This window comes from Candidatus Accumulibacter contiguus (genome assembly GCF_036625285.1).
GTDB classification, from domain to species: Bacteria; Pseudomonadota; Gammaproteobacteria; order Burkholderiales; family Rhodocyclaceae; genus Accumulibacter; species Accumulibacter contiguus.
In genome coordinates this window covers 24,790-45,585 of record NZ_JAZKUC010000003.1, presented here as the reverse complement: position 1 = coordinate 45,585, position 20,796 = coordinate 24,790, and the positions used below count along the sequence as shown (strand labels likewise).

At 62.2% G+C, this 20,796-nt stretch carries 18 protein-coding genes and 1 pseudogene; 5 read left to right on the top strand and 14 right to left on the bottom strand.

Going from position 1 to position 20,796, the window contains the following annotated elements; all coding sequences use genetic code 11:
- Positions 1–53 precede the first annotated feature (53 nt).
- Positions 54–1,589: a DUF6399 domain-containing protein gene (locus V5B59_RS25255; RefSeq protein ID WP_332351228.1), complete on the bottom strand. Its 1,536-nt coding sequence runs from the start codon at positions 1,587–1,589 to the stop codon at positions 54–56.
- A 317-nt stretch (positions 1,590–1,906) separates the two neighbouring features.
- On the opposite strand from V5B59_RS25255, the gene V5B59_RS25250 reads away from it, so the two are divergent.
- The 3 genes from V5B59_RS25250 to V5B59_RS25240 all read left to right on the top strand — a co-directional run bounded on the left by V5B59_RS25250 (position 1,907) and on the right by V5B59_RS25240 (position 5,887).
- Positions 1,907–2,974, top strand: a complete 1,068-nt coding sequence (locus V5B59_RS25250; RefSeq protein ID WP_332352503.1) for a magnesium transporter MgtE N-terminal domain-containing protein — start codon at positions 1,907–1,909, stop codon at positions 2,972–2,974.
- A gap of 127 nt (positions 2,975–3,101) precedes the next feature.
- Positions 3,102–4,412: an Nramp family divalent metal transporter gene (locus tag V5B59_RS25245; protein ID WP_332352502.1), complete on the top strand. Its 1,311-nt coding sequence runs from the start codon at positions 3,102–3,104 to the stop codon at positions 4,410–4,412.
- A 125-nt stretch (positions 4,413–4,537) separates the two neighbouring features.
- Entirely contained in the window at positions 4,538–5,887 is a 1,350-nt protein-coding gene (locus tag V5B59_RS25240) for a carbohydrate porin (RefSeq protein WP_332352501.1), read from the top strand.
- A gap of 25 nt (positions 5,888–5,912) precedes the next feature.
- On the opposite strand, the gene V5B59_RS25235 is transcribed toward V5B59_RS25240, so the two are convergent.
- From V5B59_RS25235 to V5B59_RS25220, 4 genes and pseudogenes are all read right to left on the bottom strand, one after another.
- Positions 5,913–7,529 (bottom strand): IS1634 family transposase, encoded by a 1,617-nt coding sequence (locus V5B59_RS25235; RefSeq protein WP_332351692.1) that lies wholly within the window; start codon positions 7,527–7,529, stop codon positions 5,913–5,915.
- Between the two features lie 453 nt (positions 7,530–7,982).
- A pseudogene (locus V5B59_RS25230) lies at positions 7,983–8,451 on the bottom strand (sodium:calcium antiporter); the annotation flags it as partial.
- Positions 8,452–8,489: 38 nt separating this feature from the next.
- The gene (locus tag V5B59_RS25225) at positions 8,490–8,945 is read right to left on the bottom strand and encodes a ferritin-like domain-containing protein (RefSeq protein ID WP_034908295.1); all 456 of its coding nucleotides are present in this window, start codon (positions 8,943–8,945) and stop codon (positions 8,490–8,492) included.
- Between the two features lie 24 nt (positions 8,946–8,969).
- Positions 8,970–9,893, bottom strand: a complete 924-nt coding sequence (locus tag V5B59_RS25220; protein WP_332352538.1) for a carbohydrate porin — start codon at positions 9,891–9,893, stop codon at positions 8,970–8,972.
- Positions 9,894–10,068: 175 nt separating this feature from the next.
- Here V5B59_RS25220 and V5B59_RS25215 point away from each other — a divergent pair, with 175 nt between their 5' ends.
- Entirely contained in the window at positions 10,069–11,604 is a 1,536-nt protein-coding gene (locus V5B59_RS25215; protein WP_332351228.1) for a DUF6399 domain-containing protein, read from the top strand.
- On the opposite strand, the gene V5B59_RS25210 is transcribed toward V5B59_RS25215, so the two are convergent.
- Genes V5B59_RS25210 through V5B59_RS25195 form a run of 4 tightly spaced genes read right to left on the bottom strand, consistent with a single transcriptional unit; the run spans position 11,584 to position 14,563 of the window.
- Positions 11,584–12,138, bottom strand: a complete 555-nt coding sequence (locus V5B59_RS25210) for a hypothetical protein (protein ID WP_332352500.1) — start codon at positions 12,136–12,138, stop codon at positions 11,584–11,586. The genes V5B59_RS25215 and V5B59_RS25210 overlap by 21 nt on opposite strands.
- On the bottom strand, positions 12,128–12,412 hold the full coding sequence (locus V5B59_RS25205; protein WP_332352499.1) for a hypothetical protein: 285 nt from the start codon (positions 12,410–12,412) through the stop codon (positions 12,128–12,130). Before V5B59_RS25205 ends, V5B59_RS25210 begins: the two co-directional genes overlap by 11 nt.
- Positions 12,405–14,285 (bottom strand): ferrous iron transporter B, encoded by a 1,881-nt coding sequence (gene feoB / locus V5B59_RS25200; RefSeq protein ID WP_169071899.1) that lies wholly within the window; start codon positions 14,283–14,285, stop codon positions 12,405–12,407. Before feoB ends, V5B59_RS25205 begins: the two co-directional genes overlap by 8 nt.
- Positions 14,282–14,563 carry a FeoA family protein gene (locus V5B59_RS25195; protein ID WP_169071898.1) on the bottom strand — a complete coding sequence of 94 codons (282 nt, stop codon included), beginning with the start codon at positions 14,561–14,563 and terminating at the stop codon, positions 14,282–14,284. Before V5B59_RS25195 ends, feoB begins: the two co-directional genes overlap by 4 nt.
- Positions 14,564–14,774: 211 nt before the next feature.
- On the opposite strand from V5B59_RS25195, the gene V5B59_RS25190 reads away from it, so the two are divergent.
- Positions 14,775–15,137, top strand: coding sequence for a DUF2784 domain-containing protein (locus tag V5B59_RS25190; protein WP_169071897.1), 363 nt, complete (start codon positions 14,775–14,777; stop codon positions 15,135–15,137).
- A 13-nt stretch (positions 15,138–15,150) separates the two neighbouring features.
- Here V5B59_RS25190 and xerC read toward each other — a convergent pair whose 3' ends face one another.
- The 5 genes from xerC to V5B59_RS25165 are packed head-to-tail and all read right to left on the bottom strand — an operon-like array spanning position 15,151 to position 20,770.
- Entirely contained in the window at positions 15,151–16,101 is a 951-nt protein-coding gene (xerC, locus tag V5B59_RS25185; protein WP_169071901.1) for a tyrosine recombinase XerC, read from the bottom strand.
- A 10-nt stretch (positions 16,102–16,111) separates the two neighbouring features.
- Entirely contained in the window at positions 16,112–16,765 is a 654-nt protein-coding gene (locus V5B59_RS25180) for a DUF484 family protein (RefSeq protein WP_169071896.1), read from the bottom strand.
- The gene (gene dapF / locus V5B59_RS25175; protein ID WP_169071895.1) at positions 16,762–17,592 is read right to left on the bottom strand and encodes a diaminopimelate epimerase; all 831 of its coding nucleotides are present in this window, start codon (positions 17,590–17,592) and stop codon (positions 16,762–16,764) included. Before dapF ends, V5B59_RS25180 begins: the two co-directional genes overlap by 4 nt.
- Before the next feature lie 6 nt (positions 17,593–17,598).
- A complete protein-coding gene (locus V5B59_RS25170) occupies positions 17,599–18,120 on the bottom strand; it encodes a GNAT family N-acetyltransferase (RefSeq protein WP_169071894.1) in 522 nt (173 codons plus the stop codon).
- Positions 18,121–18,139: 19 nt separating this feature from the next.
- Positions 18,140–20,770, bottom strand: a complete 2,631-nt coding sequence (locus tag V5B59_RS25165) for a hybrid sensor histidine kinase/response regulator (RefSeq protein WP_169071893.1) — start codon at positions 20,768–20,770, stop codon at positions 18,140–18,142.
- Positions 20,771–20,796: the final 26 nt, after the last annotated feature.

Sequence of the window (20,796 nt, the reverse complement as noted above, 5' to 3'; positions counted from 1 at the left end):
ATCGGCCGGCTCGAAGACCTGATCGTCCGGGTTGGGGAAGATCGGCTTCCCACTTAAGCCGGGACAATCTCTAACTTCAATGGGTTATGCACAACCCGGTGGCGGGACTTCCTCGGTAAGGGAAGTTCCCCCATCTGGTTGAGCAGCCAATCGAAAAGATCAGGGAAAGAGGTGCTAAACAGACGTTCGGCTGCGATAGTGCCGTCACTACGTCTCACCCCATAGTTGTGGATAACCGTTAGCGCAGCCAGGCGGCATTTCGTCAGACCTCGCCCGTTATGATACAACTGGGACAAGCGGCCATTGCGCCCTTCGACGGCGGAGGAGCTGCGATGGAACTGTCGCACCATCCATTCCCCCCATTCTAGCCAGCGCTGCAACTCACTCTCGGAGAATCCCGAATGGAACGGGTCTGCTTTCCAGGCCTCTAATGCTCGCTGCCAAGCCTCCTGATACCGTTTCCGGTGAACCCTGTTTTGCGTTTTCCGCATTTGGTAGTGCCAATAGAGTACGGGCAACAGCTTGCTCGTCAGCCATTGCCGAGTCGCTTCATCCAGAGACCAGCCCAGCAGGATTTCTTCTACCCAAAGCCACCAAAAGCTGACGTGACTCGATAAGGCGCCGATCTGGGCACGGAACTTCTTCAGGGCGGAACGGGTATCCTGGATCCCTTGTTGCGCCGCCAGAGTTTCCAGGGCCTGTGCTCGCGTTTCCAGTCCTGCCACTACGCTCTCCGCCGTCGTGCGAGTATTCTCCTCCAGGGAGAAGGGATGGATTTCCTCGGCGATTCCCAGCAACTGCTTCTGGTACTCTTGCTGCGCCTGTTCCACTTGCGCGCGGGCTTCCCAGGCACAGGCCTGTTGTGCCGCCAAAGCCGCCTTTTCCTCGGTACTGGCTCCGCGCGACGGCTGATCAAGGGCCTTCTGGGCCAGTTCGCAGCACTGATCCGCCTTGGCTTTTCGACGTCCCAAGGCCGGTGACAACCAGCGACTGAGGCCATATTGCTCGTGGAACGTATCCGCGCCCGAGGTACACTCAAAGCCTGTGACCGCTAATTTGATCAGGGCCTTCGCCCGGTCACTGATGGCGTGGTTGACTTCGATACCCAGTGCTTCCAGGCGCGGGGTCACCTGGGCAAACCAGGTATCGAAACCCCGGTCCTTCTGAATCGACTCCAGCAATAGGTAGCCCGAGGACAAATCCATCAGCACCAAGATCAGAATCTCCCCAAAGAACGTCTCATCCGCGGCCACCACCGCTTGGCGTGTCCGCGTCGGTACCGAGGCTTCACACTGTTGCTGAAACAGGGGCAACAGCGCTTCCATCCGGCTGAGTTGGGTCTGCAAGGCGCTGGGAGACACCCCCACATGGGTATGAAGGCGGATCAATTGGAAGAAATCCGACAAGGCACCCGCCCCCACATGATGTTGCAGCCCGAACGTGTACAGCACAGCAAATACCAGCAATCTCAGCCATGCCTCCCCCTCTTCGGTTTCCCAAAACCCCGATTCAGGATGTCGGTTCCTACGGGCTTGCGCTTGCAGGTGGCGATGAACACTGCTTTTCGGGCGATGAATTAATTCCCCCACTGCACGCAGGCTTCGTTTTCCCTGGTCTGTAAGTGCGGCAAAAATGACGCGGCTGGTTGTCCGTATGGCTTGAGTCGTAGAGTTTTTTTGTCATAAAACTGATGATACAGGAGATGCGGCAACCAGTTCCCATCTCCTCAGCTCCCTTCATCCTCAGACTCTATCGGTAGCATGACTGTCCCGCTTTAAGTGGGAAGCCGGAAGATCTGTACCCGCCGATTACCGGCCTGGTCATCCGCGATGGGCGCCGCAACTTCTTCGTTCCGGCAACGCAGCTCGAATCAATCAACGGCGTCACCCGACTCGTCTCGTCGACGGTGAACCTGCGGCCGTTCCTGCGCCGCGATGGCGAGATCCTGCTGCGCAAGGATGTCCTTGACCACCAGATCATCGACATCTCCGGCCGGCGCATCGTGCGGGTCAACGACGTTCAGGTCCTTCGCGTCGAGCGCACTTACCGGCTGGTCGGCGTCGATGTCAGCCCGCAGGCACTGCTGCGCCGGATGGGGCCGCGCACGCTGTCGCATCGCATCGTCGGGCGGCGCATCATCGATTGGCAAGAGGCGCAGTACCTGGCCAGCGAAGCCCCGGTTCGGCTGAAGGTCTCCTATGACCGGCTTTCCGAGCTCAACCCGGTCGACCTGGCGCGGATCGTCGATGCCCTCTCCTACCGCGAGAGCGCCGAGATCGTCGCCGCGCTCGACGACGAAACCGCCGCCGAGATGCTGGAAGAAGTCAGCGACGCGCGGCTGAGCGACCTGCTCGAAGGTATGGACGTGGAGCGCGCCGCCGACATCCTCGAGGAAATGTCTCCCGGCTCCGCCGCCGACGCGCTGGAGGACCTCGACCAGGACGTCGCCGAGGAGATCCTGGCCAACATGGAGCCCGAAGAGGCCGCCGATGTCCAGGAGTTGCTGGCCTATGAAGAAGGCAGCGCCGGCCGGATCATGCGTACCGACTTCGTGCGCGTGCGCGCGAGCGTAACGGTCAGTGACGTTCTGGCCTTGTTGCGGGCGCAACCGGACGTTCCCGATCCGCTGCTGGCAGTCTATGTCGTCGCCAAGGATGCCGCGCCAGTCGAACATCCAACAGGCCTGTCGGGTGACGACCGCGCCGTCGCGCTGCGCGGCATCGTGCGACTACGCAACCTGGTCATCGCCGACCCGACCACACCTCTGGCAGAGGTCATGGATCACGATACGCCGACAGTCCGTCCCGAGGACCGCGCCGAACAGGCTGCGCGGATCATGGCTGAATACAACTTGCTGGCTGTTCCGGTTCTCGACGATGCCGAGCGGCTGATCGGCATTGTAACGGTGGACGATGCCCTGGCCGAGTTGCTGCCGGAGATCTGGCACAACCGTGGCGCGCGCGCGTTTGCCTAGACTGACGGTGACGAAAGCACGGGCCATCGCCCGCATGGCAAAGGCGGGCTTGCTGGGGCAGCGCCCCGCATCCTCCCCCGATAAAAGATTGACTTGGCGCTCTTGCGCCTGGAAACCGAGATAAATCATGGTGAACCTGACAAGCGACACGCGCGAATCCGCAACCGTAACCGTGCCCGAGCACGGCCGCCGCAGGCTGCGGAAAATCTGGCCCTACCTCATGGCGATGGGCCCCGGCCTGATCGCCGCAAATGCCGGCAATGATGCTGGGGGCATCGCGACCTATGCCTCGGCCGGCGCAACCTACGGCTACGCGTTCCTCTGGGTGATGCTGGTGATCCTCTTCTGCCTGGGGACGGTACAGGAAATGTGCGCACGCCTCGGCGCGGTGACCGGCAAGGGCTTCTCGGACCTGGTGCGCGAGAACTTCTCACTGCGCATGACCGCGTTCATCCTCTTCGCGCTGCTGATCGCCAACTTTGGCGTCATCGTGACCGAGTTCGTCGGTATCGGCGCGGCGGCGGAAATGTTTGGCGTCAATCGCTACATCGCCGTGCCGGTCTCGGCCCTGCTGCTCTGGCTGCTGATCACGCGGGGCTCGTATGACCGGGTCGAGAAGATCTTCCTGGTCCTGACGCTCGTCTTCCTGAGCTACATCGGCGCCGCGTTCCTCGGCAAGCCGGATTGGCACGCGGTGCTCGACGGGATCATTGTGCCGACAATCAAGACCGATCCGGAGTACCTGACCATGCTGATCGCACTGATCGGCACGACGATCACGCCATACATGCAGCTTTACGTGACGTCTTCGGTGGCGGAGAGGGGCGTGAAGCCGGAGGACTATCGCTTCACGCGGGTCGATGTGTGGAGCGGCACGTTTTTTGCGGTGGCGATCTCTGGGTTCATCATCATCGCCACCGCAGCGACTCTGTTTCCGATCGGCAAGCAGGTCGAGACTGCTGCCGACGCCGCGCTGGCGCTGGCCCCGATTGCCGGACCATACGCCAGCTACCTGTTCGCCATCGGTTTGCTCGGTGCCTGCCTGCTGGCGGGCGGGGTACTGCCGCTGTCCACGACCTATGTGATGAGCGAGGCGCTCGGCTTCGAGCGCGGTGTCTCGCGCTCATGGAGCGAGGCGCCGGTGTTCATCGGCATGTTTACCGTGCTGCTGGTACTCGGCGCGGCGCTGGCACTGATCCCCAACCTGCCAGTAATTCCGGTACTGTTGGGCGTGCAGGTGATCAATGGCTTGCTGCTGCCGATCGAACTGTTCGCGATCCTGCAATTGATCAACAACCCCGAGCTGATGGGCAGCTACGTGAATGGCAAGGCCTATAATCTGCTGGCCTGGACGATCGCGATCGTCGTGAGTCTGCTGTCGCTGTCGCTGATCGTTCTCACCGTGCTTGACTGGTGTGGCGTGAAACTCGGCGGCTGATTCGCGAACGGGGTGTACCGGCACATCTCTACCCTATGCGGGAGCACCACGCAATGTGGCGATCACAAATAATACGAATACGAAGGGTAACTCACATGTTTATTCACGGAAACAGGCTGCAAACCTTGGCCACCGCACTGCTGCTCTCGTCTCTTCTTGTCCGCCCCTTGGCCACGCATGCGGCTGACGATTTGGCAGAGCCTAAAACCGTCGGCGAACGCGAAGAGACCTCCGAAGCCGTGGCCACCGCCGAAGCCAGCGCCAACGACGGCGCCCCCAACTGGGAGGAAAACACGCTGACGGGAAACTGGAACGGTGCGCGTCAGAAGATGTACGACTCGGGTGTGCAGGCCGACCTGCTGTACACGGCCAATTTTCTGCACAACTCCAGCGGCGGCCTGAAGACCGGGGGCGCCTACATGGGTCACATCGACCTGATCATGCAGTTCGATGGCCAGAAACTGCTCGGCTGGGAAGGCGGCTCGGCGTATCTGCAGTGGATCAGCAACAGCGGCGGGCGGTTCAATCGCAACTACGTCGGCAGTCTGATGGGCGTCGATAACTTCGAGGCGCCGGTGAACCGTAGCGGCGTCTTCAAGGCCTGGCTGCAACAATCGTTCCTCGACGACCAGGCGTCGCTACGGGTTGGCCTCTATCCGATCGATAGCGAGTTCTACGTCACCGATTCATCGGGTGTCTTCCTGCATCCCTCCTTCGGGATGGCTGCCGAAGCAGCCAGTTTCGGCAGCCTGGCCGGCCCCTCGATCTATGTCACGAGCTCGTATGGCGCGCGCTTGCGGATCGATCCCGATCCGGCCTGGTACGCCATGTTTGCCGTTACGCGTGGTGTACCGTCCGACCGGATCAATACTGCCGGGCCCAATGTCAGTTGGCAGAACAGCAGCGGCAGCATGCTGATCGGCGAGCTTGGCTTCAGTCCGGTCAAGGCCGGGCTGCTCCAGGATCGGCCGGCATCGGCCGACAACAAGAGCGACGACTTTGCGCCGATCAGCAAGGTCGCCCTGGGCCTCTGGCGTTTCACGCCGCAGTTCCAGCAACTCGTTGCCGTCGATACCGCCGGCGAGCCCCTGTCGGCGACGCACTGGGGTAGCTATCTGCTTGCCGAGCAGACGGTGTACCGTGTTCCGGACGCCAATCGGGATGTGGCGCTTTTCTGCCGCTACGGGTTTACGGACGGGACGACCAGCACCCTTGCCTATTCGGTCAGCGCCGGCCTCAGCTACCGCGGCCCGTTCGCCAGCCGCGAAAAAGACACCTTCGGTATCGCCGCGACGCGCGCACACGCCGACCCCCAAGGGCGGAGCCAGTTATCGAACGACGCGGGCACACCGCTGTCGTCGAGCAATGAAACCGTGCTGGAAATGACCTACCGGGCGCAAATCGCGTCGGGCGGATCTTCCCCCAGCCAGCAAGCGCAGTTATGCTGTAACTATCGGTTTTTGTTAAAAAAATAGCCGATGCCGCAAAAGCGGCGCCTGCCTACGCGGCGAGCTTGTCGGCTTTGGCCTTGAGCGGGAAGGACAGACCGATGGCGCTGAGGATTTTGGCCTGTTGATCGTCCGGGCGTGGCAGATGCGTGTGACGCTGACCGTTGCGGTCGGTGGTGTAGAGATAGGTCAATCGTCCGAGGGCCACCAGGGCGTCGTCCGGGGTGATGGCGGCGGGGTCGTCTTCGGTGCTGCCGAAGGTCTGCCGCAGAGCCGCTTCAAACCGCCGCGTGATTTTTAAGGCCAGCATCGCCACGAAGACATGCGCCTTGGTCCGCTCGGCCTTGCGCAGGAAGATCGGGCGAATTTCCAGAAAGGTGGTTTTCACGGTGCGGAAGTTGCGCTCGACTTTTTGCAGATCGCGATAACGCGCATCGACCGTCTTCGCGTCCATCAAGGTGAGCGGCACATTGGTTTCCAGCAGATAGCAGCCGTCGAGCAGAGCGTCTTGCTCTTTGGCCTCCTCGTCGATGGTACAGACAATGACGCGTTCTTTCAGCGTCAGGGTGACAAACGCGCTGAGCTTGTGGCTCTTGGTCCAGCGCTGCAAGGCGGCCAGGCCTGCTGCCGCGCTGGCGCGCTTGGAGTCCTTGACGAAGGCATTACGTTCGGCGACCTTCGCTTGCAACTGCGCCAGCTTGTCCTCCCGCCGACGCTCCTCGCGCACCCGCACAGTCTCGTTGCGGCGCACGATCAGGCGTTTATCGTTGTGCTCCACCTCGCACAGATGCGCATCGAAGAGATCCGTCTGCAGCACCCCCTCCTTGAGGAAGGTGCGTATCTGCGCGTCCGTCAACGCCGTGATATAACGGAAGCCCTGTACCGACAGCGCGGCTTTCCCCTTGGCCTTGATCATTCCCCGATCGCCGACCATCACCACCTCGGCAATGCCGAATTGTTCCTTCAGGATCGTGATCTGGCTGGCCACCGTCGTCGGGTCCGCGGTATTCCCTTCGAAGACCCGCACGGCCAGAGGCTCCCCGTCCTCCGCGGTCAACAAACCGATGACGATTTGCGGCTTGCCGCGCTTGCCGTCGCGGTTGTAACCATATTGCCCCAGCTCGTTGCATTCCCCTTCAAAGTAGCTCGAAGTGACGTCGTAAAGCACCAGCACGGGCGGTTGGCCCTGCGCCTTGACATAGGCCTGGTAAAGCTCCCGCTCGATGCGTTCCTGCTGGCTCGCCAGCCAGTCCAGCGCGGCATAGAGGTCGTCCTCATCGAACGCCTCCACCGCCAACACATCGGCCACCGTGTGCTGTTTCGCCCAGCGTACCGCCGACAACCGCGAGCCACCATGCGCGATACGCGCGAGAATCAGGAACAGGTTGAGCTTGCTTTCCGCAGCGCTGCCCAGCACCCGCGTGAGGCCCACCTGGTCGGCCAACTGCTTGAGGGCAAACAGCACCCCAAAAATCTCGCCGCTGGTCATCTCTCCCGACCAGTCGTCGAATTCGCCCTTCACCAGACGTTCCATGGCGACGATTCGTTCCGGTGCCCAGTTCGTCAGATTGGCGATGGTTCGTGTGCAGACTTTGCCTCCCTCGCGATAGGACTCGCGAAGCAGGATGGCCGGCCTGGACTTTCGGTTGGGGACGCGGGCGATGTACATGCCGACAATAATAGCCAATAGCACATTGTTTGTAAATAGCTATTATTATATTTACATGCCTACATTTTTGCCGATTTTCTGGTTTCTTGCCATGAATCAACGACTTACCTCAAGGGCTCCGGGAAGGTCCGTCGGGTCTTGTCCTGCAACCCCTCGTCCAGCGCATTTTCAACCCGGGTCTTTACCTGTCGAATGCCACCGTCGCCGGTGTTCGTGTGCAGATGGCGTTTTGATCGTCAAGGCATCCCGCAGCCACTTGTCTCAAGGCAGGTAGCGAGTGCGTGCCAATCCCACTGGCGGCACACGGAGCGGGCCAAGGCTGCTCGAAAACGGCGGTTGAGCGCCGGCATGGGCTGGATCCACAGCCGGCCGGTGCTCAACCCTGCGCGTTTTTCACCGGTTGAGCGTCACCGCCAGATAAGCTGCATACAGACCACCGTTGACCAACAATGCTCAGACGGGCAAGCCATTCGCCCGCGAGTGAAGGCGCAACCATCCTGCGGCAGCCAGGGTGACAAGAACGCCACTGAGCACCTCGATGCGCGCTTGCCACGGGGTCAGGGCGATGCCGGTGGCCGGCAACAGGTTGCCCTGGAAAACCATCGCGCCGGTAATGTTGCCGAATGCAAGCGTGTCCTTCTCCCGGCGAATCCAGAGAATACTGTTCACCTTTTCGGGAAGTTCGGTCGCTATCGGAATGATCAGCAAGGAAAGCAAAAGCGCCGAAATGCCCAGCAGGCCGGCAACGCCATCGACGCCGAGCTGTATCAGTATCGTCAACAGGTTCGTCGGCACACCAAGGCGGGCGAAAAACATTTTGTCGTCGGCTGCCGTGCCCATCTTCCACCAGATTGTCTGACGCGCGCAGCGTCACCAAAACATAGACGAAATAAGTCAGTACCAACAGGAAACTGATCGAAGCACCCTGGCAGCGCGCAAGCGGCAGTGCCCCCTGAAGTGTCAGACCTGGAATGCCTCGGTGTCTCCTGGCCGTCTCAGCATCTTGTTGACTTCGTCGGCATGCAGTTCTTCGTCGACGATCAGTTCCCGTGCGTATTCTTCAAGCAGGACATTCTTGCCGGCGGCAATGTCGAGCAGCCGGTAGTAAGCCGCGCGGGCCATGGTTTCGTGCTCCAGGCTTTCGCGCAGAATGTCGCCCATGTCATGCTGGTGGGTTTCCAGCAGGGGGCCAATCCCCAGCGAAGGATGCCCTCCCAGCAAGGTCACCAGCTCGCCGGCGCGACCGGCATGGACCAGGCTTTCCTCGGCGTTCTTCTTCATCCAGCCAACGATCGGGATACGGTTGTAGCCATAAACCATCAGCGCGTAATGCGTGTATCGAACCACTCCCGACAGTTCAAGCTCCATGATCTGGTTGAGGACTGCAATTGCTTCTTCACGGTCGAATTCGCTCATTTTCGTTTCTCCACAAGTTGGTGATCAAAACGCAAGCTGCAAACGTACCCCGGCGACGGTCGCGTTGGCGAGGTAGAGGCCCGGGTTGAGGACGCGCTGAATGACCGGCTGCAGCACCACGCCGGGAGCGAGTTGCGCCCGGTAAGTCATTTCCAGCACGGTTTCATTGGTCGATGACAAGGCCGCTCCTGCGTCGCTGGCCAACTGAATCCGCCCTTGCGGATCGGCATGCGCGCGTGTCGCGGCGATGCCGAAAGTGTCTTTCTCACGACCGGCGAACGGCCCCCGATAGCTGAGACCGGCGCTGACCGAATAAGCGAGGGGACTGGTCGTCCCGTCGGTGAAACCATAACGAACGAAGAGCGCGACATCCCGATTCGACTCCGGGACGCGATATACCGACTGTTCGGCAAGCAGATAGGCGCCCCAGTGCGTCGCCGAGAGGGCTTCCCCGGCGGCATCGACGGCGATGAGTTGCGGATACTGCGGGGTGAAGCGCCAGAGTCCCAGGGCGACCTTGCTGATCGGGGCAAAGTCATCGCCCTGCTTTGCGGGCTCGCTCGGTCTATCGTTGAACAGCCCGGCCTTGACCGGACTGAAGCCGAACTCACCGATCAGCATGCTGCCGCTGCTGTTGTGCCAACTGATGTTGGGGCCGGCAGTGGCCACCCGATCGGTCGGAATGCCGCGAGTGATGGCCAACATGGCGTACCAGGCCGGATCGGGGTCGATCCGGAAGCGCGCGCCATAAGCACTCGTCGGGTAGATCGAGGGGCCGGCGAGGCTGCCGAAACTGGCCGCCTCGGCAGCCATTCCGAACGAGGGATGCAGGAAGACGCCCGACGAATCGGTGACGTAGAACTCGCTGTCGATGGGGTAGAGACCCACCCGAATCGAAGCCTGGTCGTCAAGAAAGGACTGCTGGGCTTCCCACTTAAAGCGGGACAGTCATGCTACCGATAGAGTCTGAGGATGAAGGGAGCTGAGGAGATGGGAACTGGTTGCCGCATCTCCTGTATCATCAGTTTTATGACAAAAAAACTCTACGACTCAAGCCATACGGACAACCAGCCGCGTCATTTTTGCCGCACTTACAGACCAGGGAAAACGAAGCCTGCGTGCAGTGGGGGAATTAATTCATCGCCCGAAAAGCAGTGTTCATCGCCACCTGCAAGCGCAAGCCCGTAGGAACCGACATCCTGAATCGGGGTTTTGGGAAACCGAAGAGGGGGAGGCATGGCTGAGATTGCTGGTATTTGCTGTGCTGTACACGTTCGGGCTGCAACATCATGTGGGGGCGGGTGCCTTGTCGGATTTCTTCCAATTGATCCGCCTTCATACCCATGTGGGGGTGTCTCCCAGCGCCTTGCAGACCCAACTCAGCCGGATGGAAGCGCTGTTGCCCCTGTTTCAGCAACAGTGTGAAGCCTCGGTACCGACGCGGACACGCCAAGCGGTGGTGGCCGCGGATGAGACGTTCTTTGGGGAGATTCTGATCTTGGTGCTGATGGATTTGTCCTCGGGCTACCTATTGCTGGAGTCGATTCAGAAGGACCGGGGTTTCGATACCTGGTTTGCCCAGGTGACCCCGCGCCTGGAAGCACTGGGTATCGAAGTCAACCACGCCATCAGTGACCGGGCGAAGGCCCTGATCAAATTAGCGGTCACAGGCTTTGAGTGTACCTCGGGCGCGGATACGTTCCACGAGCAATATGGCCTCAGTCGCTGGTTGTCACCGGCCTTGGGACGTCGAAAAGCCAAGGCGGATCAGTGCTGCGAACTGGCCCAGAAGGCCCTTGATCAGCCGTCGCGCGGAGCCAGTACCGAGGAAAAGGCGGCTTTGGCGGCACAACAGGCCTGTGCCTGGGAAGCCCGCGCGCAAGTGGAACAGGCGCAGCAAGAGTACCAGAAGCAGTTGCTGGGAATCGCCGAGGAAATCCATCCCTTCTCCCTGGAGGAGAATACTCGCACGACGGCGGAGAGCGTAGTGGCAGGACTGGAAACGCGAGCACAGGCCCTGGAAACTCTGGCGGCGCAACAAGGGATCCAGGATACCCGTTCCGCCCTGAAGAAGTTCCGTGCCCAGATCGGCGCCTTATCGAGTCACGTCAGCTTTTGGTGGCTTTGGGTAGAAGAAATCCTGCTGGGCTGGTCTCTGGATGAAGCGACTCGGCAATGGCTGACGAGCAAGCTGTTGCCCGTACTCTATTGGCACTACCAAATGCGGAAAACGCAAAACAGGGTTCACCGGAAACGGTATCAGGAGGCTTGGCAGCGAGCATTAGAGGCCTGGAAAGCAGACCCGTTCCATTCGGGATTCTCCGAGAGTGAGTTGCAGCGCTGGCTAGAATGGGGGGAATGGATGGTGCGACAGTTCCATCGCAGCTCCTCCGCCGTCGAAGGGCGCAATGGCCGCTTGTCCCAGTTGTATCATAACGGGCGAGGTCTGACGAAATGCCGCCTGGCTGCGCTAACGGTTATCCACAACTATGGGGTGAGACGTAGTGACGGCACTATCGCAGCCGAACGTCTGTTTAGCACCTCTTTCCCTGATCTTTTCGATTGGCTGCTCAACCAGATGGGGGAACTTCCCTTACCGAGGAAGTCCCGCCACCGGGTTGTGCATAACCCATTGAAGTTAGAGATTGTCCCGGCTTAAGTGGGAAGCCGACTGCTGCAGCCAGGCCTTGAAGAGCCCAGTGCGGTTGACCGGCGCTTCAAGGTTGTCGGCGCCCATCAAGCTGCCCAGGTAGTTGAGGTTGAACCGCCCGCCACCGTTGCTGATCAACTGCAGATAGGCTGATCCGCCTTGCCAGCCGATGAGCTTCTCTCCATCGAGTTGCAGGATGAGGTCGACGTGACCCACATAGGTGCCGCCGCTCTTCAGGCCGCCGCTGGAGTTGTGCAGAAAATCGGCGGTGTACAGCAAATCGGCCTGAACCCCGGCAGCGTGGAGTCGTTTGCGTTTGCCGCCCCAGTCACCGGTGAGCGTGCTCTCCGCCCAGTTGGGGGTGTCGTCGCTGGCAGCGGCTTCGCCGGCGACGGTGTCTGCGGAATCGGCTGTCGGAGATATTTCGCTGACCGCCGGCTCGACGGCATCGTCAAGGGTCGCGGCACTGGCGCCGACAGGCTGCACCAGAAGAGACGAAAGCAGCAGCGCGCTGGCCACCGATTTGCGCTGCCTAGCGGGCATCCACATGTGATTCCTTCCTGAGGTCTTTGATGATCATTACATTGCCTGGCGCGTTCCGCGTGGCGCATCCGGTGCAAGCGCCGCAGCCGCCGCTCGCCCTGCGACTGGCCCCCTGCGCTGGTGATCTGGCGTTGGCAGACGCCAGTCCGAGACGCTGCGCCAGGTTCGCGCAGCGTTCGGCAAGCGCGTCCCGCAGAACGCCGGGCAGCAATCGCCACGTCGCGTAGATGGTAGCGCAAATGACCACACCATAGACGATCCATTCTTCAAGCATGGCCCGCTCCGGTGAGAAAAAGGGCGATCCGGTAGGTGACGAAAGCCGCCCCATACGCCAGGGCGAACAGGTAGCCGGCCATCAGCAGCGGATAACGCCACGAGTTGGTCTCGCGCTTGACCACTGCAAGCGTGGACAGGCACTGCGGTGAAAAGACATACCAGGCGAGCAGCGAGAACGCTGTCGGCAATGACCAGCCTGCCGCCAGCATGGGTGCAAGCTGCGTCGCGACGTCGTCGCCGGTCGCCGACAGCGCATAGACCGTACCGAGGGCGCCGACCGCGACTTCGCGCGCCGCCATGCCGGGCACCAGGGCGATCGAGATCTCCCAGTTGAAGCCGACCGGTGCAAAGATCACTGCGAGCGCCCGACCAAGCATGCCGGCATAACTGTAGTAGATCGCCGGGCCGCTGGCGCCTTCCGGCGCCGCCGGGAACGACGACAGGAACCACAGCACCACCATCAGCGCGAGGATGATGTTGCCGACGCGCATGATGAAGATCCGCGCGCGTTCGACCAGACCGAGCAGCAGATTGCGGGCATGTGGCCAACGGTACGACGGCAATTCGAGCATCAGCGGATGTTGCTGGCCGCGGCCGACCGTCAGCTTGAGGACCCCGGCGACGGCCATCGCGCTCAGGATTCCCGCCACGTAGAGGACGAACAGCACCAGTCCCTGCAGGTTGAAGACGCCAGCCACCGTGCTCTCCGGGATGAAGGCGCCGATGATCAGCGCGTACACCGGCAAACGCGCCGAGCAGGTCATCAGCGGCGCGATCATGATCGTTGCCAGCCGATCACGCCAGTTGGAGATGGTGCGCGCCGCCATGATGCCGGGGATGGCGCAGGCAAAGCTCGACAGCAGCGGAATGAACGAGCGACCCGAGAGGCCGACGGTGCCCATCAGGCGATCGAGCAGGAAGGCTGCGCGTGGCAGGTAGCCCGAATCTTCCAGAGCAAGAATGAACAGGAAAAGGATCAGGATCTGCGGCAGGAACACCAGCACACTGCCGACGCCAGCGATGATGCCGTCGACCAGCAAGCTGCGCAGGATGCCCTCCGGCATTTGCGCCATGAGAAACTCGCCACAGGCGGCCACACCGTCCTTGATCCATTCCATCGGCAGGCTGGCCCAACTGAACACCGCCTGGAACATCAGGAACAGCGTGCCCGCCAGAATGAGCATTCCCCATAGCGGGTGCAGGATGACGCGATCGATGCGCTCGTCGAGGCGGATGTCGAGCGCTGGTTCGCGCACCGTTGCCGCGAGAATCCGCCGTACTTCGCGCTGGGTGGCGGTGACGTCGGCTACATCGGGCGGCAGCCAGGACACCGGCTGAGCAGCCGCATCCGGCGCCATGGCTTCGAGCTGGGAAATCAGCTCGCCGGCGCCGCCGCGCCTGACCGCGACGGTGCTGACCACCGGCATTCCCAGCTCACGCGCCAGCGCGGGCACGTCGATGGCGATGCCGCGTTTCGCGGCCAGGTCGGTCATGTTCAGCGCCAGGAGCATCGGCAGGCCCAGGCGCTTGACTTCGAGAACCAGCCGCAGGTTGAGCTTGAGGTTGGTGGCGTCGCTGACACAGACGATCAGATCGGGACGCTGCTCATCGGCGAGCGCTCCCAGGACCACGTCGCGGGTGATTTCCTCGTCGATGCTGACGGCATTGAGACTGTAGGCCCCCGGCAAATCGAGGATGCGAAACTGTTTGCCCGACGGTGTCGTGAGTTGCCCCTCCTTGCGGTCGACGGTCACGCCCGGATAGTTGGCGACCTTCTGCCGGCTGCCGGTCAGCAGATTGAACAGCGCCGTCTTGCCGCAATTCGGATTGCCCAGCAGGGCCAGGCTGCAGGCTGCATTGGCAATGCTCATGGATTTTTTCCTCCCAGCGGAGCGACCAGAACGTGCTCGGCTTCAAATTTTCGCAAGGCGAACATCGTGTTGCCGACCCGCACCGCGACCGGATCGCCGCCTGGATGTCCGCGCGCCACGACGCGCACCCGCTCGCCATCGAGAAAACCGATCTCGAACAGGCGCAGCGCCAGTGCCCGGTCGGCTGCGTCGCCGCTGATGGCGTCGGGCCGGCTGCTCACCAGACCTTCCTGACCCAGCGGAAGGTCGAACAGGGTGATCAATTCTTGGGGATTCATCGGATCTGCCACCTTTCTTCAAGTGCCTCTTCATGGACCGATGGGCGACAAGTCCTGGCGGAAAAGTCGCGGACTGCGCCGCCAGACACCGCCTGCGGTACCATTCCGGAAGCCTTGTCACGACCCTGGTCATTACATCTGCACTATACATGAGAATGATTCGCATTGCTATACATTAAAGACAATTCTGATAAAGAGGTCAGCACATAGCATGAGCGATCGATTCCTGGCAGACGCCCTCGTCCTGGCACATCTGCTGTTCATCGTCTTCGTCCTTTTCGGTGGGGTGCTGGTGCTACACTGGCCGCGGCTGGCGCTGGCGCACCTGCCGGCCGTCTGCTGGGGTGCGCTGATCGAGTTGACCGGCGGCTACTGCCCGCTGACGCCGCTGGAGAATCGATGGCGACAGGCTGCCGGCGAAGCCGGCTATCACGGCAGCTTCATCGAGCATTACCTGCTGCCGATCATCTATCCGGCCGAACTCACGCGCGGCATGCAGTTGGCCATGGGCGCCGTGGTGATTGGAGTCAATCTCGCCATCTACGGATGGCTGGTTCGTCGGCATCGGCGTTGAGGCGCCTTGCACGTCACTCCGGCTTGCGTTTGGCGCGCGGATGCGCCTGGTCGTAAACAGCCGCCAGATGCTGGAAATCGAGGTGCGTGTAGACCTGCGTCGAGGCGATGCTGGCATGCCCGAGCATCTCCTGCACCGCCCGCAGATCGCCCGAGGACTGCAGCACGTGCGAGGCGAAGGAATGGCGCAGCATGTGCGGATGCACCCGCGCTGGCAGGCCCTGCAGCAGACCACGCCGCTGCAGGCGCAACTGGATCATGCGCATGCCCAGACGTTTGCCGTGCTGGCCAACGAACAGCGCTGCCTCGTCGGCTGCCGCCAGGCGGGGGCGCTGCGCGGCCCACAGCGCCACCGCTTCCCTGGCCTTGCTACCCACCGGAACGATGCGCAGCTTGCTGCGCTTGCCGAGGACGCGCACCTCGCCGGCCAGCAGATCTTCGAGACAGGCAAGGTCGAGGGCTGCGAGTTCGGCCAGGCGCAGGCCCGAAGAGTAGAACAACTCGAAGATCGCCTGATCGCGAACCGCCAACAGGTTTTCCGGGTCCGCTTCCAGCAAGCGGCTCGCTTCGTCAGGTGACAGCACCTTCGGCAAGCCCTTGGGGCTGCGCGGCGGCCGCACACCGTCAACGGGATTCTGCGTGGCCATGCCGCGCTGGCCGAGCCAGCGATACAAGCCGCGCCAGGCCGAGAGCGTGCGCCCGATCGAGCGGCCGCCGAGGCCGCGCGTGTGCAACTGCGCGACGAAGCGGCGGATGTGATGCGTTCGAATGGCGTCGAAGCCGGAGGCATCGGGCAATCCAGCGCGCAAACCGTCCGTCGACTCGCCAGGCGACTCGCCGAGCAGGCCGCAGAGCAGTTCGAGATCATGCCGATAATTCCTGAGCGTGTGCGCGGACAAACGTCGCTGCTGGGCGAGTTCGTCAAGGTAGGCGCTGACGCTGGCGACGCGCGCATCGGCGGTCATCGATGTCGTTTCAGCGGAGGACACGCGCCAGCGCCGCCGCCGACATTTCACCGAGACGCACGAGGTAGACGGTCCCCATGCCGGCGTAGAAGCGCTCGTGATCTTCGCTGCCGAGGGCAATCATGCCGATCGTGGCGCTCCCGCTGTGCAACGCAATCAAGCCTTGTGAACGGACATGCAGCGACGCCTCACCGAACCACGAGGAGGTCTCGAAAGCAGCCGTCGAACCACAGTAGGGTTGCGTCAGCGTTTCCGCAAACGCCTGCAGCTCCTGGCTGACCTCGGCGAATTCCGGCAGTTCGTCGCTGCCTTCCGGACGATGCCAGAGACGCAGCGCCACGTGCGGGACAGAAAAATCGTCACGCAGGTGGAAATTCAGGGTGTGCAACACCGTCTGAAAGCTCCTGGCGGTGATCAGCCCCACCGCCAGCCGGTGCATTTTCTCGCTGATCGCGTCGTTTTCCTCGGCAAACTGCAGCAACTCGCCCATCTTGCCTTCGAGGTGCCGGTTCTTGTCGCGCAATGCCAGCATCTGCCTTTCGGTGATCGAGATCGTCCGCCCCGCATACGGGTGCGGAACCACCATATTGGAGACCAGATCAGCGTTTTCCTCGAAAAACTTGGGATTGTCCTGCAGGTAACGCGCGACTTCTTCCGATCTCATAACTCAATTTCTCCCTTGAAGACGGTAAGCGCGGGGCCAGTCATCGATACCGGCGTCCCTTGGCCTTTCCAGACGATATGCAGTGTACCGCCGCGCATTTCGACACGCACCGGCGAATCGAGCAGGCCGCGCGCGATGCCCGCCACCACGGCAGCGCAGGCGCCGCTGCCGCAGGCCAGCGTTTCGCCCGCGCCACGTTCGAAAACCCGCAGGCGAATCGCGTGCCGGTCGAGTACCTGCATGAAACCGGCGTTGACGCGTTGCGGGAAACGCGGGTGCGATTCGATCCGTGGCCCCTGGCGCTCGACCGGCGCGGTGTCGACGTCGGCAAGCACTTGCACGGCGTGCGGATTGCCCATGCCGACGGCAGTGATCGTCACTTCCTCGTCGGCGATCCAGAGTGGCTGCAGCAGATCGTCGCTGTCGCTGACGAAGGGAATCTCTGCCGGGGCGAACACCGGCACCCCCATGTCGACGGTCACTGAACCGTCCTCCTCAAGGCGCGGAACGATCACGCCGCGCATCGTTTCGACGCGGATCTCGCGTTTCGTCGTGAGCCCCTGTTGATGCACAAAGCAGGCGAAGCAGCGCGCACCGTTGCCGCATTGCTCGACCTCGCCGCCATCGCCATTGAAGATGCGATAGCGGAAATCGACGTCGGCGCGCGTGCCCGCTTCGACCAGCAGCACCTGATCGCAGCCAATGCCGCGATGGCGATCGGCGAGGAAGCGCAATTGCTCGGGTGTCAGTTCGAGCGACTGGCGAATCCCGTCGAGCACGACAAAGTCATTGCCGAGGCCATGCATCTTGGTAAATGTCAGTTTCATCGTGATTCAGGATTCGGCAGTGTGCATCAGCAGCGATCTGGCCATTATAAAGTCGTCCATGACGAATCCCTGGCCAATATCGACGCATACCGATTCGCGGACGGCGAAGCCATGCTTGCGATACGCGGCGATGGCGGCCTGATTCCGCTTGTTGACCGCCAGAATCAGCGTGCAGCAACCGAGCGCCAGTGCGCGGCCGGCTGCATGCTCGATGAGCCGGGCGCCGAGGCCCAGGCGCTGCCTTCCCGGATCGACGTAGATCTTGTCGAGCTTCATTTCCTTGCCGCCAGCGATCCGCAGGCAAGACGAAAAACCGGCCAGTTGGCCATCGACATGGAGCTGATCCCACCAGAGATCCGGCATCGTCAACTCGTCGAGCAAGCGCTGCCGGTGGTAGCGCTGTTCGAGCATGAAGTCGATCTGCGCCTGGCTGATGATCCCGAGGTAAGTCTGCTGCCAGATCCGGCGTGCCAGCGCGGCAACTGAATCGACGTCGGCCGTGCCGAGGGGGGTGATCAGGACATTCATTCTTTATAAGTCATGACCGTTAGGTGGCCGGCGGCTTGCCGGCGAGTCGTTCGAGTTCGGCCCGCAGTTCCGGGAGGGCCTGCGCGAATTCCGCTTCCAGTCCGGGCAGTGCCGCTGCCACTTCGGCCGCATCCTGCTGACGAGCGAGTGCTTCGATACGGGCGGCGCGGACTGAAACACTCGCGAGGCCAATCGCGGCGCTCGACGACTTCAGGCTGTGGGCAGCGCGCGTGACTTCCGGCCAGGCCGGTTCCGGCAGACGCATGCGGATGGTCGCGATGAGCTTCGGTGCGTCGTCGAGATACAGGGCGAATACTCGCTCGACCAGCTTGCCAGTGCCGGGACGATTGAAGCTCGGGTTGTCGAGCAAGGCGCTGCGGTCCAGCAAGGATGCCGGCGCTGCCGGCAACGTGACCGGCGGTGGCGAAGCCGCCACCGAAGCGCTGGCATCGGCGGGCAGCCAGCGCAGCAGACAGGCCCGCAATGGCTCGATGCGCACCGGCTTGCTGAGATAATCGTTCATGCCGGCGTCGAGGCAGCGCTGGCGATCTTCCGGCAGGGCGTTGGCGGTGAGCGCGACGATCGGCACGCGCGACAGCGGCGGCGGCAGCGCGCGGATCGCTGCCGTCGCCCCGTAGCCGTCGAGCACCGGCATCTGACAGTCCATCAGGACCAGATCGTAGGTCGATTGCTGCACAGCCTCCACCGCCAGCGCGCCATTTTCGGCGATCGTGACGGTGGCGCCGAGTTGCCCCAGAATGGCCTCGATCACGACCTGATTGACCGGGTTGTCTTCTGCCACCAGAATGCGGGCACTGATCTTGTCGACGCTCCGGGCGGCGGTCGCCGGTTCGGGCAGCGGCGCCACCGCCCTGGCAAAAGGCAGGTCGATGACAAAGGTGCTGCCCTGCCCGAGCGTGCTGTCTACACCGATCGTGCCACCCATCAACTCGGCCAAGTGCCTGCAGATCACCAGGCCAAGCCCGCTGCCGCCAAAGCGGCGGGTCGTCGACTGGTCGGCCTGGACGAAAGGCTGGAACAAGCCGGCAAGCGCCTCGGGAGCGATGCCGATGCCGGTGTCGCGGACGCTGCAGCGCAACCACAGTCGGTCGTCGCCGGGACGCGGGTCGAGTTGGGAAACGCAGAGGGTGATCGTTCCGCCTTCGGTAAACTTGATGGCGTTGCTGATCAGGTTGGACAGGATCTGGCGCAGACGCGTCGGGTCGCCGTTCAGGGCCAGCCGGGCGGGTATCCGGAAATCGCTGACCAGGGCGTTGCCATGAGCCGACGCGAGTTCCCGGAAGATGTCGGCAAGCTGGACAAGCAGTGCCTGGAAGTCGAAATCGACAGGTTCGATGAGCACCTTGCCTGCCTCGATCTTCGCCAGGTCGAGAATGTCCCCCAGCAGCTCATGCAGTGCCCGCCCGGCGCCGCCAATGGCACGCACATAGCGCTCCTGCTCGGCGTTGAGCGGCGTCCGCTCGAGGATCTCGGCCATCCCCAGAATCCCGTTGAGCGGCGTGCGGATTTCGTGGCTCATGTTCGAGAGAAACTGCGACTTGGCGCGGCTCGCAGCCTCGGCAAGCTGTTTGGCTTCCAGCAATTCGCTGTTGCGCGCCACCAGGCGACTGGTCAGGGTTTCAAGAACGTTCACCACGACCTGCACCTCATTCCCCGACGCCGCAGTGATCTCGCTGCCGGTGAGTTCCAGCGCCAATCCTTCCGCCTTCCTGCGCAGCGCGTGCAGGGGTTGCAATACCCAACGCAACATCACCATTGCCAGCAGGCTGCTGCCCACGAGAATGACCAGGACAATCATGGCGGAGCGTTGCTTGCCTTCGTCCAGCCGCTGATAGGCCGTCGAACCGTCCAGTACCGCCACCACCACGTAGGCACTGTCGACGATCGTCAGCGGCAGATAGCCGATGGTCTCGTGCGCCTCCCTGGACTGGCGAAAGACCGGGATCTTCTGGGTCAGGGCCTCCTGGATCAGGGCGGGGTCCAGGCTGCGCGGCCGGGTCGTCGATGCGGCCAGCCGTTCCCCGGCCCGTGAGACCAGAAACAGTTCTGCGGCGAGTTCGCGGCCGAGTTTCTCCAGCAGCGCCGAGTCGACCCGGACGCCGACGCTGATCGTGCCGACCACCTGCCCTTGCGAGCGGATCGGTTCGATCGCGCGCACCGTCAAGGCACCGGCTTCGAGCTCGCTGGCCAGCATGCTCTCGCCTTGCAGGGCTTCGAAGACCCCCCAGGCGGACGACCGGTCGCCACGCGGTCCCGCGTCATCGCTCCGGTAGAGGACGATTTCCCGATCGTCGGTCACCTCGATGAGGCCAAGCTCGCTGGCCACCCTGGCATCATCCAGCGACTGACGAAGCGTCTCTGCAGCGTCTCCACCCTGCGACCGGGCCAGATTCCTTCCCAGACTGTCCCCACGCGCGATCAGCCGGGCCGTCAGGCGGGCGCGCTGCGCATGCTCCGCCAGGAGTTCCTGGAGAACGCGGCCGACGGTCTGAATCTCCTCGATCTCCTCGGCGTCCACGGTGACTTCCAGGATCTCCCCGGAGACACGGAAAGCCGTCCACTGCGCAAGTCCCGCCAGCAAGGCGAATACCAGCACCAGGGTGAAGTTGAGAGAAAGGAGGTGCCGCATCCGAAGAAGTGATCGAGGCAATTCGC

Excerpts from the sequence above, each read along its gene's own strand:
- V5B59_RS25245 (WP_332352502.1), top strand. The coding sequence starts at position 3,102 with ATGGTGAACCTGACAAGCGACACGCGCGAATCCGCAACCGTAACCGTG.
- V5B59_RS25235 (WP_332351692.1), bottom strand. The coding sequence starts at position 7,529 with ATGTACATCGCCCGCGTCCCCAACCGAAAGTCCAGGCCGGCCATCCTG.
- V5B59_RS25225 (WP_034908295.1), bottom strand. The coding sequence starts at position 8,945 with ATGAGCGAATTCGACCGTGAAGAAGCAATTGCAGTCCTCAACCAGATC.
- V5B59_RS25210 (WP_332352500.1), bottom strand. The coding sequence starts at position 12,138 with ATGCCCGCTAGGCAGCGCAAATCGGTGGCCAGCGCGCTGCTGCTTTCG.
- V5B59_RS25205 (WP_332352499.1), bottom strand. The coding sequence starts at position 12,412 with ATGCTTGAAGAATGGATCGTCTATGGTGTGGTCATTTGCGCTACCATC.
- feoB (WP_169071899.1), bottom strand. The coding sequence starts at position 14,285 with ATGAGCATTGCCAATGCAGCCTGCAGCCTGGCCCTGCTGGGCAATCCG.
- V5B59_RS25195 (WP_169071898.1), bottom strand. The coding sequence starts at position 14,563 with ATGAATCCCCAAGAATTGATCACCCTGTTCGACCTTCCGCTGGGTCAG.
- V5B59_RS25190 (WP_169071897.1), top strand. The coding sequence starts at position 14,775 with ATGAGCGATCGATTCCTGGCAGACGCCCTCGTCCTGGCACATCTGCTG.
- xerC (WP_169071901.1), bottom strand. The coding sequence starts at position 16,101 with ATGACCGCCGATGCGCGCGTCGCCAGCGTCAGCGCCTACCTTGACGAA.
- V5B59_RS25180 (WP_169071896.1), bottom strand. The coding sequence starts at position 16,765 with ATGAGATCGGAAGAAGTCGCGCGTTACCTGCAGGACAATCCCAAGTTT.
- dapF (WP_169071895.1), bottom strand. The coding sequence starts at position 17,592 with ATGAAACTGACATTTACCAAGATGCATGGCCTCGGCAATGACTTTGTC.
- V5B59_RS25170 (WP_169071894.1), bottom strand. The coding sequence starts at position 18,120 with ATGAATGTCCTGATCACCCCCCTCGGCACGGCCGACGTCGATTCAGTT.
- V5B59_RS25165 (WP_169071893.1), bottom strand. The coding sequence starts at position 20,770 with ATGCGGCACCTCCTTTCTCTCAACTTCACCCTGGTGCTGGTATTCGCC.